This is a genomic window from Shinella sp. Sh6, assembly GCF_055392685.1.
In genome coordinates this window covers 1,430,958-1,447,184 of sequence record NZ_AP044005.1, presented here as the reverse complement: position 1 = coordinate 1,447,184, position 16,227 = coordinate 1,430,958, and the positions used below count along the sequence as shown (strand labels likewise).

The following is a 16,227-nucleotide window of genomic DNA, read 5'->3' as shown; positions in this document are numbered from 1 at the left end:
GGAATCGAAGAGGCGCGGACCGGCCGCGCCTCTTTCCTGTTCCAGCCCGGTTCTCAGCGGGTGACGAGGCAGCTTCCGCCCGCGCCCCTGTAGCGCTCGCAAAGGGCGATGGCCTCTTCGCGCGAGCCCGCGGGGATACGGACGCGGAAATAGGTGCCCTTGTTGGCGATCTCCGCCTTCTGGATATCGACACCATGGCCGCCCAGCACGGAGGAGAACTTCTTGGAAAGCGCGGCATAGGACTTCTGCGCTTCGGCCTCCGAGGGAAGCGAGGCGATCTGCATGACGTAGCCGCCCGGCGCGACGGCCGCGACCTGCGTCTGCCCGGCCTGCGTTTCCGTGGCCTTCTGGCGGCCCGTTTCCGTCACGGTGCCGACGACGTTGACCGGCTGGTCGATCGGCCGGGTTTCCGGAACCGGCGCGCTGTCGTCCGTCCTGGTCGTGCCGTTGGCGCCGATGGTCGTCGTCTTGACGGTGCGCACGGGCGCGGTGTCTTCCACCTTGGCTTCGGCAGCCTCGGCGAGCGCCGAGCGCGGACGGGCTTCCGCCGATGCCTGCTCGGTGCGCAGCGACGCGTCGGCATCGACCGTCGCGGAGGCCTCGCCCGAGGCCTGGCCGGTCGTCGCGGTGGCCTTGGCGTCGAGGCTGGCGGTTTCCGTTTCCGGCTCGGTGACGGTATCCTCGCGGGCGACGAGCGTGCCGTCCGGCTTGACGATCATCGTCTTGACCTTGCGCGGCGAGATGAGCGGCTTGTTGCCGGCCTCGGCATTTGCCGTCTCCGGCTCGTCGACGCCGGGAAGCAGGCGGCTGTCGTCGTCGGCAAGCCCGGTATCGGCGCTGTCGTCGGGCAGCGCTTCCGGCGTCAGCGTGCGCTGCACGACGTCGACCGGCTCTTCCCGCGTGGTGACGAGCTGTTCCTGCTGGGGCCGCGTGACCTTGTCGCCGGCGACGCGGTCATAGACGGCCTTGTCCTGGTTGGGGACGGTCTTGCCGCCCTTTTCCTCGGGCACGACCTTGACCGGGTCCTTGTCGGCGAGGATGACGCGGGGCTCGCCGGAACCCTCCGCACCGCCCGTCAGCGCGGACCAGGCATAGACCGCACCGCCGCCGACGAGAAGGAGACCGGCGACCGAGGCTGCGATCAGCATGCCGCGGCGCGGGCGTGCCTGCGCGTCGTCATAGCCGTCGCCGCCATAAAGGCCGTTCGCCTGGCCCGGATCGACCGGAATGGCCATGCGCTCCGGCTGGTTCAGCGAGCGGCGGAAATCCTCTTCCAGCGCGCGCTCGAAATCGTCGACGTCGTTGATCTGCGTGACCGGCTGGCTGGCGGCGGCAACGCCTGCCGAAGGGTCCTCGCCATGCACCGGCTTGGCGGCAGGCTCGTTGAAGAGCTGCGCCATTTCGGCGTCGATGTCGAAATCGTAGTCCTGCTGGTAGACCGGCGGCTTTTCCTTCTCGACGACGGGAAGCTGCGGCACGTCCAGTTCGGTGACGGGGGTCACGCCCTCGTCGGTCTCGGCGATCAGCGAGGGATCGAAGGGCAGCGCGCCGTCGGCATCGACGCCAGCCGGCTGCGGGGCCCTATAGGCCGCGACCGGCACGGCGACGGCCGGCTCCCGGCGGACGGGCGTCTCGACCTGGACCGGCTGGACGGGCCTTGCGATCTCGGGCGTTACGATCTCGGCCTTCACCGGCGCGGGCCTTGCCTCTTCCTTCACCGGCTCGTCGTCCAGCGAGAAATCGGAAAGGTCGAGCTCGATGTCGGAAAGGTCGAATTCCATCGTGTCGAAATCGAGATCCGGCTCGCGAACGGCGGGCGTCGGAAGCACGAAGGGCTCGCTGCGCGTCTCGGCGACGGGCGGCTCCACCGCGCGGACCGCCTCCTCGACGGTTGCTACGACCGTCGCCGGCGCCGGCTCGCGGTGGACGACGGGCGTCGCACGGCCGAACAGGGCCGGGATATTGGCCGGCGAATGACGCGGGGTCACCGCGGCAGCGGCCGTAACGGTCTCGGAGAACGGCGAACGGCTTTCCGGCACGGGATAGCGCTCGACCTCGGCAAGCAGATCGTCGTGATCGTAGCTGCCGCCCTTCTCGACCGACTGGACCTGATAGTCCGGCGCGGCCTCGAAGACGGGATCGAGGGCTTCGGCCTGCCATTGCGTCTCGGCCTCGGCGACCGCATGGGCGCGCTCCTCGCGCGTCTCGAACGGCATCTCCGAAACGAATTTCGGCTCCTCGCCGGCATAGGCCGGCTCCACCGCGAAGGCGGCGACATCGGGCGCCGGGGTATCCGACCAGTTGCCGAATTCGGGTTCGGCATGGACGTCCGCGACGGCGGGAAGCGGCTCGGCGAAGGTCGCCTCGGCGGCGGCCTCGTCGGCAAAGCCGTCGCCGATGGACAGTTCCAGCTCGCGCTCCAGGTCGAGGCTCATGTCCTCCTCGTAGAGCGGCTCTTCCGTCACCGGCTGGAGACCGAGGAAGGCCGGCTGCGGCGCATTCTCCTCGACATGCTCCTCGGCGCGGAAATCGGCCGCCGGCTCCTGGCGCGGCGTCTCCTCGAAGCGCGGCTCGAAACGGTCGGCGAACTGCAGGCCGGCATGGGCGACCGGCTCGGCATCGACCGCCGGCACCTCATGGACGGAGGCCTCCAGCTCGTCCGCAAGGAACAGCGACGGATCCTCAGCTTCCACCGGCTCGGAAAGCTCGGTGAAGGACGGTTCTGCGAAAGCCGGCTCGGGGTGCCGGTAGGCGCTTGCGGGGATATCGCGCGTCGGCGTCTCGTCGATGAAGGCGGCCCGGTCTTCGGCGGCCGGCAGCGGCTCCTCGAAAACGGGCTCGACATGACGCGGCATGGCCTCGGCGACGACCGGCTCGGCAACGACGCGCGCCGGCGCATCGTACTGCTCGAAGGCGCGCATCAGCTCGTCTTCGAGGGCGAGAACGGGATTTTCCTGGCGGGACGGCGCCGGGCGAGCGGCAGAGAAAGCCGCATCCGCGCCCTGAACGGGGCGCGGGTCGAAGTTGACGAGACGGGCAAGCTCGCTCAACGGATCATCGTCTGCCAAGAGGTCCGTGTCAGCGGTTCCGCTTCGCGCGAAGTTCTTGTCTGCCATACTGCTTCCCACTCACAAGCTACAAAAACGCGTCTGCCAGCTTATTGTGGGCAAATGGTGACGTCAGCGCATTTCGTCCGGTGCTGCCGTGCCTGTAATGGACAGGCCCGACTTAAGAACAGATGCGACCGCGTGCACCAGCCCAAGTCTGGCGATGCTCAATTCTCTATTTTTATCGTTAACAAACCGTAATTCCGGCTGTTCCTTACCTTTGTTCCAGTGCGCGTGGAAGGCGCTGGCAAGATCATAGAGGTAAAACGCGATACGATGAGGCTCATGCGCCAGTGCAGCGCCTTCGACGACACGGGGATATTCTGCCAGTTTCGCAAGAAGGTGCAACTCGCTCGGATCGGCGATATTGCCGGCAATCGCGCCCGCAAGGTCGAGCGAGGCGATGTCGAGGCCCGGGAAGGCCTCGCCCGCCTGCCGGAACACCGACATGCAGCGCGCATGGGCATACTGCACGTAGAAGACCGGGTTGTCCTTGGACTGCTCGGTCACCTTGGCGAAGTCGAAGTCGAGCGGCTCGCTGTTCTTGCGGTAGAGCATCATGAAGCGCACCGGGTCGCGGCCGACTTCCTCGACCACGTCGCGCAGCGTGACGAAGTCGCCGGAGCGCTTCGACATCTTGACCGGCTCGCCGTCGCGGTAGAGCTTGACGAGCTGGCAGAGCAGCACCGTCAGCTTGGCCTTGCCTTCCGAAACCGCGCGGGCGACGGCTTCCAGGCGCTTGACGTAGCCGCCGTGGTCGGCGCCGAGCACGTAGATCATCTCGTCGAAGCCGCGGTCGAACTTGTCCTTGAAGTAGGCGACGTCGGCGGCGAAATAGGTATAGGAACCGTCCGACTTGATCAGCGGGCGGTCGATGTCGTCGCCCACTTCCGTCGAGCGGAACAGCGTCTGCTCGCGGTCTTCCCAGTCTTCCGGGAGCTGTCCCTTCGGCGGCGGCAGCACGCCCTTGTAGACATGGCCCTTGAAGGTCAGGTCGTTGATGGCGGTGCGTATCGGCGCGCCGTTGCCGGCATGCAGCGAGCGTTCGGAATAGAACACCTCATGCGTGACGTTGAGCGCGGCCAGATCCTCGCGGATCATCGCCATCATCATCTCGATGGCCTTTTCCTTGACGATCGGCATCCACTGGTGCTCGGGCATGGCGCGCAGCGTCGTGCCGTGCTCGGCCGCCAGCGCCTCGCCGACGGGGACGAGATAGTCGCCCGGATAGAGGCCGGCAGGGATATCGCCGATGGTCTCGCCCAGCGCCTCGCGGTAGCGCAGGAAGGCGGAACGGGCGAGCACGTCGATCTGCGCGCCCGCATCGTTGATGTAGTATTCCTTGACGACGTCATAGCCGGCGAAGGCGAGCAGGTTGGCGAGCGCATCGCCCACCACCGCGCCGCGGCAATGGCCGACATGCATCGGCCCGGTCGGGTTGGCCGAGACATATTCGACGTTCACCTTGCGGCCGGCGCCGAGCGTGCCGCGGCCGTAGTCCGTGCCGGCCTCGACAATCGCCGCCAGCAGCTTCTGCCAGTAGGCGACGGAGAGGCGCACGTTGATGAAGCCCGGGCCGGCGACGCCGACCTCGGCCACTTCCGGGTCCTTCTTCAGTTCGGCGACGATCAGATCGGCGAGCGCGCGCGGGTTGAGGCCGAGCGGCTTGGCGAGAACCATCGCCGCGTTGGTCGCGACGTCGCCGTGGCTCGCATCGCGCGGCGGCTCGACGCTGACGCGGGCGAAATCCACCTCGGATCGCTTCTCACGGACGATTTCAAGTCCTTCGAGTACGTTTTTGATTCTGTTGTCGAAGTCTGTAAAAAGGTTCATCTCATCCATCCGCGCGCAGTAGCCATCGGGGCCGTTCCTGCGAAGAAGTTCAGGTGGGCGGCTGACTATCGCAATTCCGGGGTATGGTCAAACAGCCGGCGGTGCGTGTCGATCGCGTAATTGTCGGTCATTCCGGCCAGATAGTCGGCGACATGGCGGGCGCGGGCCGATTCCGGCATGGTGGAAATGCGGTCCACCCAGTAGTGGCCGCGCATGAGCTGCGGATCGTCCATATAGGCGTGGTAGAGGTCCGTCAGGATCGAGGCGGCGTTGGCGCGCACGCGCATGACCTCCGGGTGCCGGTAGATGCGCGAGAAGAGCATCTTCTTGATCTGCCGGTCCGTCACGGCCATTTCCTCGGAGAAGGTGGCGAGGCACCGGCGCGCCTTGCGCACGTCGTCGGCGCTTTCCGGCCGCTCCTGCCGGATCGCCTGCTGGGCATAGCCGATCACGTCCTCCACCATGGCGGTGATCTGACGGCGCATGATCTCGTGGGTGAAACGCGGCTCTTCGAGGCCCGGATAGCGGTCGTGCACCTGCCGCATCAGCCCGGCGAGGAAGGGAACCTCCTCCAGCATCGCGAAATCGAGATAGCCCGAGCGCAGGCCGTCGTCGATGTCATGGGTGTTGTAGGCGATATCGTCGGCAATCGCCGCCACCTGCGCCTCCAGGCTCGCGAAGCTCGACAGCTCCAGGTCGTGTACGGCGCAATAGTCGAGGATCGGCCGCGGCACCTCGCCGTGCGTGCCCTCGCCCGTCGGGCCGATCAGCGGGCCGTTGTGCTTGACGAGGCCTTCCAGGCTCTCCCAGGTGAGGTTCAGCCCGTCGAACTCGGCATAGCGCCGCTCCAGCTTGGTGACGATGCGCAGCGACTGGGCATTGTGGTCGAAGCCGCCGAAGGGCTCCAGCACCTCGTGCAGCGCATCCTCGCCGGTATGGCCGAAGGGCGTATGGCCGAAATCGTGCACCAGCGCCACGCCCTCGGCGAGGTCCTCGTCGAGCTTCAGGGCGCGGGCGAGCGCGCGGGCGATCTGCGCCACCTCGATCGTGTGGGTGAGGCGCGTGCGGTAATGGTCGCCGTCGGCGGCGATGAAGACCTGCGTCTTGTGCTTGAGGCGCCGGAAGGCGGTTGTGTGGACGATGCGGTCGCGGTCGCGCTGGAAATCCGAGCGCGTCGGGCTCTCCGGCTCCGGGAAGAGCCGCCCGCGGGTCGCCCAGGGATCGGAAGCGTAGATGGCGCGCTGCCCGGCGCCGAAACCCAGCGCATGTCTGTCGAATGTCATTCGTCACCTGCATTCACGCCGCCCGTATTGACGCGGCCGCGATGCCTTCATACCTATAGTGTGCATAGCGGCAAGGCCGGCCGCAAGCCGCACCTGAAAAACAAGCCTTCTCAATGGCTTGATTTAAACGGCGGCAAGAGCCGGCTCGATGGAACACCGTTTTCCGGCCGCATGCGGCAAAGCGATTCTCTCCGGATCTTGACCCCGGCAGGAGGCAGACATGACCGACAAGTCCGTAACCATCTCCGACGCCGCCGCACGGCGCATCGCGTCGATCCTCGGCGCAGCGCCGGAAAAGCAGGCGCTGCGCGTCTCCGTCGAGGGCGGGGGCTGCTCCGGCTTTTCCTACAAGTTCGACCTCGTCGAGGACCAGCAGGACGACGACCTGGTGCTCGAGAAGGACAAGGCCCGCGTGCTGATCGACCAGCTTTCCCTCGTCTACATGGACGGATCGGAAATCGATTTCGTCGACAACCTGCTGGGCCAGTCCTTCCAGATCAACAATCCGAATGCGGTGGCAAGCTGCGGCTGCGGCACCAGCTTCTCGATCTGACCATCCCCAACCGAAAACGGAACCCGCATGCCGATCAAGATTGCCACCTGGAACATCAACGGCGTGCGGGCGCGCATCGACAATCTTCTCGCCTGGCTGAAGGAGTCCAACCCGGACATCGTGGCCCTGCAGGAAATCAAGACGGTCGACGAGGGCTTTCCGCGCGGCGAGATCGAGGCGCTCGGCTACCATGTCGAAACGCATGGCCAGAAGGGTTTCAACGGCGTCGCGCTCCTCTCCAGGATCCGGCCCGACGAGGTGAACCGCGGCCTGCCGGGCGGCGACGGCGACGAGCAGGCCCGCTTCATCGAGGGCGTCTACTCCGTGGAAGGCGGCGCAATCCGCGTCTGTTCGCTCTACCTGCCCAACGGCAACCCGGCGGACGATCCCGTCAAGTACCCCTACAAGCTTGCCTGGATGGAGCGGCTTTCCGCCTTCGCCGAAAGCCGCCTCGCGCTCGAGGAGCCGCTGATCCTTGCCGGCGACTACAACGTCATTCCCGAGCCGCACGATTGCTGGGACCCGAAGGTCTGGGCGCGCGACGCGCTCTTCCTGCCGGCCACCCGTCAGGCCTTCCGCCGTCTCGAAAACCTCGGCCTCACCGATGCGGTGCGCGCCACGACGGACACGGTGCCGCTCTATACGTTCTGGGATTACCAGGGGGGCTGCTGGCCGAAGAACTTCGGCATCCGCATCGACCATCTGCTGCTGTCGGCGGAAGCGGCCGACCGCCTCCTCTCGACGGCGGTGGAAAAGCACGTCCGCAACTGGGAGAAACCATCCGACCATGTGCCGGTAGCGGCGGTGCTGGATTACGCGGCACGATAGCAGGGATTGCCCCTCACCTGCCTGCCGGCATCACTCGCCCGAATTGAAGCGGATGTTGTGCGCGAGCTCGACGCCTTTGCGGCGGTCTTCCTCGCTTGCGACGGAGAAGGCCTCCTCCTGCGTCGACTGCAGCCAGCCGCAGTCCTTCGGCTGACAATGCTCGAGCGCGGCGGTCATGAAGGCGAGGCCCCGGGCCGTATCGCCTTCCTGGAAGAGGATATTGCCGAAGAGGCCCATGGCGCCGGCATGGCCGTTGTTGCGGGCGCGGTTCAGCCACTTCTTGGCCTGATGGACGGAGACGGAGCCGCCCTCGCCCGTCAGCATCATGCGGCCGAGCTGGAATTGCGCCTCGGGAATGCCGAAGGCGGAGGCCGCCTGGAAATAGAGCTGGCGGGCCTGCGTGAGGTCGATCTTGACGGGGCTGTTGGGAATGCCGCGGCGGTAGTAGCTGGCAAGCGCGATCAGCGCATTGGCGAAATAGCCGGTATCTTCCGAGCCCGGCTCGACGCCGGCTTGGGCGATCTCGCTGTACATCTTGAAGGCTTCGAGATCGTTCTCCGGCACGCCGTCGCCGTCGGCATACATGTTGGCAAGGGCCCAGCGCGAGCCCGTATGGCCCTTTTCCGCGGCGTAGCGATAGGCCTCGACGGCATCGCTCTTGCGCCCTTCCTTGTAGGAGAAGAAGCCGAACTTGAAGAGGTCGAAGGGCCCGCTCTCCTTGCTGACGCCTGCCTGGGGATCGAATGCGAGGGCCTCGGACGCCGCCCCGCAGGACAGGGAAAGGCATAGGCCCATTACCAGTACTTTCATCGGCAACAACTCGGACTTGGGCATCAGTTCTTCAGTTCCGCGCCTGGCTTTCGTCGCTGCACCGAACCGGAAACGCACGGCTCTCGTGCGGGCTTCCGGCAGTTCCGGCGGCAATGACATCGGCTGGCTCATCGTTTCCCTGGCGCGGTTCCACGCGTCTACATGTCCTCATCGCTGCGCTCCGTTTGTGGCGGGAAATGGACATTTGGACGCTTCCCGGCTGGTGTAGCAAACTCTGGAAAAAAATGTGTTGCGATTCCGTCACATTTTTTCAGACATCGCTGTGACTCCCGCAGCGGGAGCTGAATACAGCAAGAAAACGTTAACCAAACAAAAGGGCCCGACGATGACGCCGGGCCCAATTCATGCGCGATCCCCAAATTCCGGTCAGAACGAGATCTTGTAGGAGCCGGTGATGGCGTAGGCCCAATCACCGTCGGTCGTCGCGTCGAAGGTCGCCTTTTCGGCAACCGACTGGCTGCCGGAGGTCAGGTAGCTGACCGCGCCGCCGAAGCGCAGGTCGCCCGGACCGACCTTGGCCTGAATGCCCGCGCCGAGCGTCCAGGTGTCGGTGTAGATATCGGCGCCGGTGCTGACACCCTTGTCCCAGGTCAGGTTGACCGTGCCGGTCAGCTTGTCATTGAAGACGTGCGCCACACCCGCCTGAACGGTCCAGCCGTCGCTCCAGTTATAGACGTCCTGCAGCGCACCGATGCCGGTGATCGTATAGTTCAGCGCGTCGAGCACGCTCCAGTCGGTCCACTTGACCGAGCCATAGACGAGCCAGCCGGGGGCCACGCCAGTCTGTGCATAGAGCTTCAGCGACTGCGGCAGCGTTCCGTAGCCTTTCGCCGGCAGAAGAGTCGTACCGAGATCACCGAGGTCGAAAGAGCCTTCGTCCGCTTCATGCTTGACCTTGGAACGATAAAGAAGGGAGACGCGGAGCGCATATTCCGGAATCTCGTATGCGGCACCGAAGCGATAGCCGAAAGCCGAGTCATCGTTCAGGCGCAGGGTGCCATACGGTTTACCCGATGCGAGATAGAGAGGGATGGTATCGCCCTCGTTGACGGCGGTATAGCTGAAATCCTGCATGAAAACGCCGCCAAGAAGGTGAATCTTGCCTGCGCCGGCATCGAACTTGACGTCGCAGGTCGCACCGTATTCGTTCGTATCGAAATACTTGTCGCCGTAAGGAGTTCTGCCGTTTGCAAGCTGCGCCATGCGCACGTCCATACCGTAGGTCGCATCGCCGCCAAAGGGCTGCGTGTACGTCAGCGCACAGGCGAAATTCTCGGAAACGCCGATCTTGGCGGCGACGCTCGGGATCCAGTAGCCGTTCGTGTAGACGCCGTCAGTGTTGGCGGTACCGCCGGTCGTCGCGAACTGGCGCCGCGGGGAGACGTAGGTCGCTCCCGACCGGAAGATGAAGTCGCCGCTTTCGAACAGGATGTCCGTGTCCGCCTCGCCGCGGCTGAAACCGCCCGCCTGTGCCGCGCCGGCAAGGGCGGCCAGAGCCACCGCTGCCAGAAGTCCGTTCTTGAAGAGCGTGTTGATCATTCCTATTCCCCCGAAGTCCTGAGGCGGCCTCTCCACCGCCCGATCCGACATGACTATCGGAGAGGAGAGTCGGCTTGGCAAACCCCACTTTTCGCGGATGATTTTCAACTACGCTTCAAAAAATTACGTAAGTTTTTAGTGAAGCCCCTCATCAATCGAAGCGCCTGAAATGGAATTCTCTCCGCCGTGAATTCTACCCGATACAGAGGAATTTTATTTCAGCGCCGGGAGGCCATGTCACATTTCAGACACAGCAGCGATTTTGCAATCGCCGCCCCGAATAGAAAGCCGCGCCGGGGTTGCCGGCGCGGCTTTTAAGGTTCCCGAAGGGGCCTTGGCCCTGAATCAACCCGCTTCGCTGACGCGGGCGAGTGCCACGGCAAGGCTGGCCAGTTGCTGCTCCAGTTCGGCGAAACGCTCGCGCTCGGCCTCGACGACCTCCGGCTTGGCGTTGGCGACGAACTTCTCGTTCGACAGCTTGCCCTGAATGCGGGCGGCCTCGGCCTTCGCCTTTTCGATCGCCTTTTCGAGGCGGGCCTTCTCGGCCGAAAGGTCGATCAGGCTGCCGAGCGGCAGGCAGGCGGTCGCCTCGCCGACGACGATCTGCGCGGCGCCCTTGGGTGCCGACGCCTCCAGGTGGATTTCCGAGACGCGGGCAAGGCGGCGGATGGCCTGGTCGTGCGTGGCAAGACGCGCGCGCGTCAACGGGCTTGCATCCACCATGACGAGCGGAGCCGTCGCGCCCGGCGGCACGTTCATTTCCGCGCGGACCGAGCGGATGCCGGAAACGAGATCGACCAGCCAGTTGATCTCGTCGGCGGCCGCGTCATCCGCATAGGCCGGCGACGGCCATTCGGCATGGCAGACGAGGCTGTCGCGGCTCTTGCCCTCGCCGGCCGTGTGCGCCCAGAGCTCTTCCGTCATGAAAGGCATGAACGGGTGAAGAAGCTTGTAGGTCTCCTCCAGCACATAGGCGGCGCAGGCCTGGGATTCGGCCTTGGCGGCCTCGTCCTCGCCGCCGAAGACCGGCTTCAGCAGCTCCAGATACCAGTCGCAGAACTGGTTCCAGATGAAGCGGTAGAGCGTGCCGGCCGCATCGTTGAAGCGATAGGTCTCGATCGCCTCGGTGACGTCGCGAGCCGTGCGGGCAAGCTCCGTGAGGATCCAGCGGTTGATCGTCAGCGAGGCGGTTTCCGGCACGAATTTCGGATCGCTTTTCACGCCGTTCATCTCGGCAAAGCGCGTGGCGTTCCACAGCTTGGTGCCGAAGTTGCGGTAGCCGGCGATGCGGGCGGGATCGAGCTTCACGTCGCGCCCCTGCGCGGCCATGATGGCCAGCGTGAAGCGCAGCGCATCCGCGCCGTATTCGTCGATCAGTTCCAGGGGATCGATGACGTTGCCCTTCGACTTCGACATCTTCTGCCCGTTCTTGTCGCGCACCAGCGCGTGGACATAGACGGTCTCGAAGGGCTCGACCGGATTGCCGTCCTCGTCCTTCATGAAGTGCAGGCCCATCATCATCATACGGGCGACCCAGAAGAAGATGATGTCGAAGCCGGTGACGAGAACGTTCGTCGGATAGTAGCGCGCAAGCTCCGGCGTCTCTTCCGGCCAGCCGAGCGTGGAGAACGGCCAGAGCGCGGAGGAGAACCAGGTGTCGAGCACGTCTTCGTCGCGCGTCAGGATCTCGCCCGGCGCGAAATTCTCCAGCTTCTCCTCGACCCAGGCCTTCCACGGGCCTTCATGGGCGATGTAGTGCTGGATGGCCGCGTGCAGCGCCTCTTCCTCGGTCTTTTCCACGAAGACCTGCCCGTCCGGCCCGTACCAGGCCGGAATCTGGTGGCCCCACCAGAGCTGGCGCGAGATACACCACGGCTCGATGTTCTCCATCCACTCGAAATAGGTCTTTTCCCAGTTCTTCGGAACGAAGTTGGTACGCCCCTCGCGGACCGAGCGGATTGCCGGCTCGGCCAGCGTCTTGGCGTCGGCGAACCACTGGTCGGTCAGCATCGGCTCGATGACGACGCCGGAGCGATCGCCGAAGGGCTGCATGACCTTCTTGCTCTCGACATAGGGAACGGCGTTGCCCTCGGCATCCTTGACGGTGACCGCAAGGCCCTCGGCGTTGATCGCCTCGACGATGCGCTTGCGGGCCTCGTAGCGGTCGAGGCCGCGATATTCGTCGGGAACGAGGTTGATGTCGTCGACCTCGGCCTCGCTCGGCACCTCGCCGGATTTGGCGATCTCCAGCGCCTGCGCCGCATAGACGGCGTAGGGCTCGCCGTCGGCGCGCATGGCGGCCTGCGTGTCCATCAGGCGGTAGAGCGGGATGTTGTTGCGGCGGGCGACCTGATAGTCGTTGAAGTCGTGCGCGCCGGTGATCTTGACCGCGCCCGAGCCGAAATCCTTCTCCGGATATTCGTCCGTGATGATCGGGATGAGGCGGCGATGCTCCTTCGGGCCGACCGGGATCTCGCAGAGCTTGCCGACGATCGGCGCATAGCGCTCGTCGGTCGGATGGACGGCGACCGCGCCGTCGCCCAGCATCGTCTCGGGACGGGTGGTGGCGATCGAGATGTAGTCGCGCTCTTCCTGGAAGACGACGTTGCCGTCGGCGTCCTTCTCGACATAGGTATAGGTGGCCCCGTCGGCGAGCGGGTACTTGAAGTGCCACATATGGCCGTCGACTTCGCGGTTCTCGACCTCAAGGTCAGAAATCGCCGTCTCGAACTTCGGGTCCCAGTTGACGAGCCGCTTGCCGCGATAGATCAGGCCTTCCTTGTAGAGCGAGACGAAGACCTCGAGGACGGCCTCGGACAGGCCCTCGTCCATGGTGAAGCGCTCGCGCGACCAGTCGCAGGAAGCACCGAGGCGCTTCAACTGGTTGAAGATGAGCCCCCCCGATTCCGCCTTCCATTCCCAGACCTTCTCGACGAAGGCCTCGCGGCCCATCTCGCGCCGGCCGGGCTGCTTTTCGGCGGCGAGCTTGCGCTCGACGACCATCTGCGTGGCAATGCCGGCATGGTCCATGCCGGGCTGCCACAGCACGTCCTTGCCGCGCATGCGCTCGAAGCGGACCATGATGTCCTGCAGCGTGTTGTTGAGCGCATGGCCCATGTGCAGCGAGCCCGTCACGTTCGGCGGCGGGATGACGATGGTGAAGGTCTCGGCGCCGGGCTTTGCGCCCTCGCCCGCGCGGAAGGCGTCGGCGTCTTCCCACGTCTTGGCGATGCGCGGCTCGACCGCTGCGGAATCATAGTTCTTTTCAAGCATTTTCGTGCGTGGCCTGCTGTTTGTCGGTTGGGTTTTGTAAACCGGATGGCCGGCATGGAGTCAACAATAACAGAAGAAAAGCCGCGCCGGGGGTCCGGCGCGGCTCAAACCATCTTTTCGTTAAAGAATGGCGGCGTCGGTCAGCGGCGCGGGCCGCGCGCCACCCGTTCGATTTCCTCGCGCACCAGGCGCTCGACCAGCGTCGGCAGGTTGTCGTCGAGCCATTCCTGCAGCATCGGGCGCAGCATGTCCTCGGCGATCTCGTCGAAGGAACGGCGCGGGCCGGCATCGATTGCCTCGGCCAGCGCGCCGAAGGACTGCGCCACCCGCTCGCCGACGGCGGGGGAGACGAGCGCCGCGAGATCGCGCGCGGGGCTCGTCTCGGGCTCGGCTTCGCGCACCGGCTCGACGGCAGGCGCTGCCGCCTCGATCTTCTCTTCCGCCGGCTCGGCCACCACGCGGCTCGCCGTCGCCGTCATGCGGGCGGTCACCAGCGGGCTGTCCTCGCGCATGGCGGGCTGGACGGGTTCCGGCAGGTCGCGGTTCGCCGCGACGTGGCGCTCGGAGGCGGCGCGCACGCGCGCGGCGACGTCGGCCAGCGAGGTCGCGGGCTGGCCGCCCGGGGCCGGCTCGGCGCGGGCGAGCGGCTCGAGGGCGGAGGAACGGTATTCCTCGGCCTGGAACTGTTCCGCCATGACGGGATGGTCGAGAAGGTTGGCAGGGCTCTCGGTGGTGATGTCGAAGCCCCCTTCGTCATCGGCATCAGCGGCCAGGTCCGGCTGGGCTTCGTTGTTCTCGATGATCTTGCGGATCGACGCCAGGATTTCATCCATGGACGGTTCACGCGCGACATTTGGCTGAGCCATTTCTATCCCCGTTCTCTGCGGCGCCCGCAGCGTGCCGAGACGGCAGGCCGGACATCCCGAAAACCCTAGGCGACTTCGGCGGCGAACTAAATCGCCGCGAATCATGTGTTAACAGTGATGCACAGATTTGTTTGCCCTGCCAAGGCGGGCGCTCGGCCGCCATGCGAAAGGCCCGCCGCGTTTGCGCAGCGGGCCTTTTTAAATGCGAACCGCGGGAACGGTCTCAGAAAACGAATTCCTTCGCCTTGCGGAAGCCCGGCAGCGGCTTGACGGCGGTGTTGAAGACGTAGCGCTCGGAAACGTAGCCGCCGTCCTTGAGGTAGAGGCGGGCCTGCGAGGCGTTGCCGTAGCCTTCCACGACGACCAGCCGGCCGCCGTCGCGAAGCTGCGCGAAAAGCGCTTCCGGCACGAATTCCACCGCACCGCCGACGAAGATCACGTCATAGGGCGCCTCGTCGGCATAGCCGGCTTCGAGATCGCCGGTCACGACGGCGACGTTGTCGTAGCCGAGGCGGGCGAGCGTTTCCGTCGCGGTTGCGGCGAGCGTCGCGTCGCTTTCCAGCGCCACGACCGAACCGGCAAGGCGCGAGAGGATCGCGGCGGCATAGCCCGCGCCGCAGCCGACTTCCAGCACCACGTCGCTGCCCCCGATCTCGGCGAGCTGGACGAGCTTTGCGAGCGGCGACGGCTCCATGAGGTAGCGGCCCGGCGCGACCTGGATGTCGTTGTCGATATAGGCGAGCGGCTTTACGGCCGCCGGCACGAATTCCTCGCGCGGAACGGTCAGGAAGGCGTCGAGCACCTCGTGCGACGTCACGTCCGTCGTACGGATCTGGTTGTCCACCATCTTCGTGCGCGCTGCTTTATAGTCAATCATCTCTAGCCCTTGGGTAAGACGGGAAGGCCCGGCGCAAGCCCCGGCCTTCGCCGGACTGCGCCGTCATCCTCTTAGTGCGGTTTTACGCCGGGTGTCCAGTGGCGGCGGGCGATTGCGCGCAAAAACCGCCGCCGGAAGCCGCGCGGCATTATCATGAATAAATTACTCAACATATTATTGCCTGCCCTGCCCGAAATGTCGTATTGAACGGTCAGGTTTCAGGGGCCGCCCGGCGGGCTGCCGATTATAAAGACATGCAAGAGGACTATGCCGTGCTGAAACGGTCTCGACTGCTACTCCCGCTTCTCCTCCTCACGCTTGCGGCCGCCGGTGCTGCGCCGGCCCAGACGCTGGAGACCCCCTCGGTCCAGACGCAGGCCACCCAGCCGGACGCCGGCACCGCCACGGCACAGGCGCCGGCCGACGAGACCGTCGCGGAGGAAACGACGGATCTCGACGCACTGGACGACAACGCGCCCGAAGAGCGCCAGGCCGGCCTGCCGCACGACCTTTCCCCCTGGGGCATGTTCATGGCGGCCGACATCGTCGTCAAGGGCGTGATGATCGGCCTCGCCTTCGCCTCCGTCGTCACCTGGACGGTGCTGCTCGTCAAGCTCGCCGAGCTCGGCGCGGCGCAGCGCTCGGCCGCCGGCGCCGTGCGCCGGCTCATCGCCGCCCGCGGCCTCGAGGACGGCGAGGAAGCGCTCGGCCGCAATCGCGGCGTGACGGGCCGCATGGTGCGCGCGGCCCGCGAGGAGATGGACGTCTCCGAACCTGTGCTCGACCATGTTTCCGACGGCGGCGTGAAGGAGCGCATCGCCTCCCGCCTCACCCGCATGGAAGCCCATGCCGGCCGCCGCATGGCCAAGGGCACCGGGCTTCTGGCGACGATCGGCTCGACGGCGCCCTTCGTCGGCCTCTTCGGCACCGTCTGGGGCATCATGAACTCGTTCATCGGCATCTCGAAGGCGCAGACCACCAACCTTGCCGTCGTCGCGCCGGGCATCGCCGAAGCGCTGCTCGCCACCGCCATCGGCCTCGTCGCGGCCATTCCGGCCGTGGTGATCTACAATTTCCTCGCCCGCGCCATCACCGGCTACCGCCACACGCTTGCCGACGCCTCTGCGGCCATCGAGCGGCTGGCGAGCCGCGACCTCGACATGCGCCGCGCGGTCCGCCGCCCGGCCCAGCGCGGCGCAGAACGCCCCGCCGGCTCCGTCGTGAAGATCGGATAAGG

At 65.6% G+C, this 16,227-nt stretch carries 11 protein-coding genes; 3 read left to right on the top strand and 8 right to left on the bottom strand.

The features are described 5' to 3' along the window. Positions 1-53: 53 nt before the first annotated feature. From ACZ5TO_RS07110 to ACZ5TO_RS07100, 3 genes are all read right to left on the bottom strand, one after another. Positions 54-3,050: an SPOR domain-containing protein gene (locus ACZ5TO_RS07110; RefSeq protein ID WP_464800021.1), complete on the bottom strand. Its 2,997-nt coding sequence runs from the start codon at positions 3,048-3,050 to the stop codon at positions 54-56. Between the two features lie 129 nt (positions 3,051-3,179). Then, positions 3,180-4,940, bottom strand: a complete 1,761-nt coding sequence (gene argS / locus ACZ5TO_RS07105; protein ID WP_184141925.1) for an arginine--tRNA ligase — start codon at positions 4,938-4,940, stop codon at positions 3,180-3,182. 65 nt (positions 4,941-5,005) lie between these two features. Next, on the bottom strand, positions 5,006-6,223 hold the full coding sequence (locus tag ACZ5TO_RS07100; protein WP_464800020.1) for a deoxyguanosinetriphosphate triphosphohydrolase: 1,218 nt from the start codon (positions 6,221-6,223) through the stop codon (positions 5,006-5,008). A 220-nt stretch (positions 6,224-6,443) separates the two neighbouring features. Here ACZ5TO_RS07100 and erpA point away from each other — a divergent pair, with 220 nt between their 5' ends. Then, positions 6,444-6,776, top strand: a complete 333-nt coding sequence (gene erpA, locus ACZ5TO_RS07095) for an iron-sulfur cluster insertion protein ErpA (RefSeq protein WP_184141929.1) — start codon at positions 6,444-6,446, stop codon at positions 6,774-6,776. Between the two features lie 33 nt (positions 6,777-6,809). Continuing rightward, a complete protein-coding gene (gene xth / locus ACZ5TO_RS07090; RefSeq protein WP_464800344.1) occupies positions 6,810-7,604 on the top strand; it encodes an exodeoxyribonuclease III in 795 nt (264 codons plus the stop codon). A 30-nt stretch (positions 7,605-7,634) separates the two neighbouring features. On the opposite strand, the gene exoR is transcribed toward xth, so the two are convergent. From exoR to ACZ5TO_RS07065, 5 genes are all read right to left on the bottom strand, one after another. Continuing rightward, positions 7,635-8,438 (bottom strand): exopolysaccharide production regulator ExoR, encoded by an 804-nt coding sequence (exoR, locus tag ACZ5TO_RS07085; RefSeq protein WP_184141931.1) that lies wholly within the window; start codon positions 8,436-8,438, stop codon positions 7,635-7,637. 363 nt (positions 8,439-8,801) lie between these two features. Then, positions 8,802-9,974 carry an OmpP1/FadL family transporter gene (locus tag ACZ5TO_RS07080; protein ID WP_464800019.1) on the bottom strand — a complete coding sequence of 391 codons (1,173 nt, stop codon included), beginning with the start codon at positions 9,972-9,974 and terminating at the stop codon, positions 8,802-8,804. A 345-nt stretch (positions 9,975-10,319) separates the two neighbouring features. Beyond that, the gene (locus ACZ5TO_RS07075; protein WP_464800018.1) at positions 10,320-13,247 is read right to left on the bottom strand and encodes a valine--tRNA ligase; all 2,928 of its coding nucleotides are present in this window, start codon (positions 13,245-13,247) and stop codon (positions 10,320-10,322) included. A 140-nt stretch (positions 13,248-13,387) separates the two neighbouring features. Next, complete coding sequence (locus ACZ5TO_RS07070; protein WP_464800017.1) at positions 13,388-14,113, bottom strand: PopZ family protein; 726 nt, start codon at positions 14,111-14,113, stop codon at positions 13,388-13,390. A 223-nt stretch (positions 14,114-14,336) separates the two neighbouring features. Beyond that, complete coding sequence (locus ACZ5TO_RS07065; RefSeq protein ID WP_184142253.1) at positions 14,337-14,987, bottom strand: methyltransferase domain-containing protein; 651 nt, start codon at positions 14,985-14,987, stop codon at positions 14,337-14,339. Positions 14,988-15,244: 257 nt separating this feature from the next. On the opposite strand from ACZ5TO_RS07065, the gene exbB reads away from it, so the two are divergent. Continuing rightward, complete coding sequence (exbB, locus tag ACZ5TO_RS07060; RefSeq protein ID WP_464800016.1) at positions 15,245-16,225, top strand: tonB-system energizer ExbB; 981 nt, start codon at positions 15,245-15,247, stop codon at positions 16,223-16,225. Positions 16,226-16,227: the final 2 nt, after the last annotated feature.

Excerpts from the sequence above, each read along its gene's own strand:
- argS (WP_184141925.1), bottom strand. The coding sequence starts at position 4,940 with ATGAACCTTTTTACAGACTTCGACAACAGAATCAAAAACGTACTCGAA.
- ACZ5TO_RS07100 (WP_464800020.1), bottom strand. The coding sequence starts at position 6,223 with ATGACATTCGACAGACATGCGCTGGGTTTCGGCGCCGGGCAGCGCGCC.
- erpA (WP_184141929.1), top strand. The coding sequence starts at position 6,444 with ATGACCGACAAGTCCGTAACCATCTCCGACGCCGCCGCACGGCGCATC.
- exoR (WP_184141931.1), bottom strand. The coding sequence starts at position 8,438 with ATGCCCAAGTCCGAGTTGTTGCCGATGAAAGTACTGGTAATGGGCCTA.
- ACZ5TO_RS07080 (WP_464800019.1), bottom strand. The coding sequence starts at position 9,974 with ATGATCAACACGCTCTTCAAGAACGGACTTCTGGCAGCGGTGGCTCTG.
- ACZ5TO_RS07075 (WP_464800018.1), bottom strand. The coding sequence starts at position 13,247 with ATGCTTGAAAAGAACTATGATTCCGCAGCGGTCGAGCCGCGCATCGCC.
- ACZ5TO_RS07070 (WP_464800017.1), bottom strand. The coding sequence starts at position 14,113 with ATGGCTCAGCCAAATGTCGCGCGTGAACCGTCCATGGATGAAATCCTG.
- exbB (WP_464800016.1), top strand. The coding sequence starts at position 15,245 with ATGCAAGAGGACTATGCCGTGCTGAAACGGTCTCGACTGCTACTCCCG.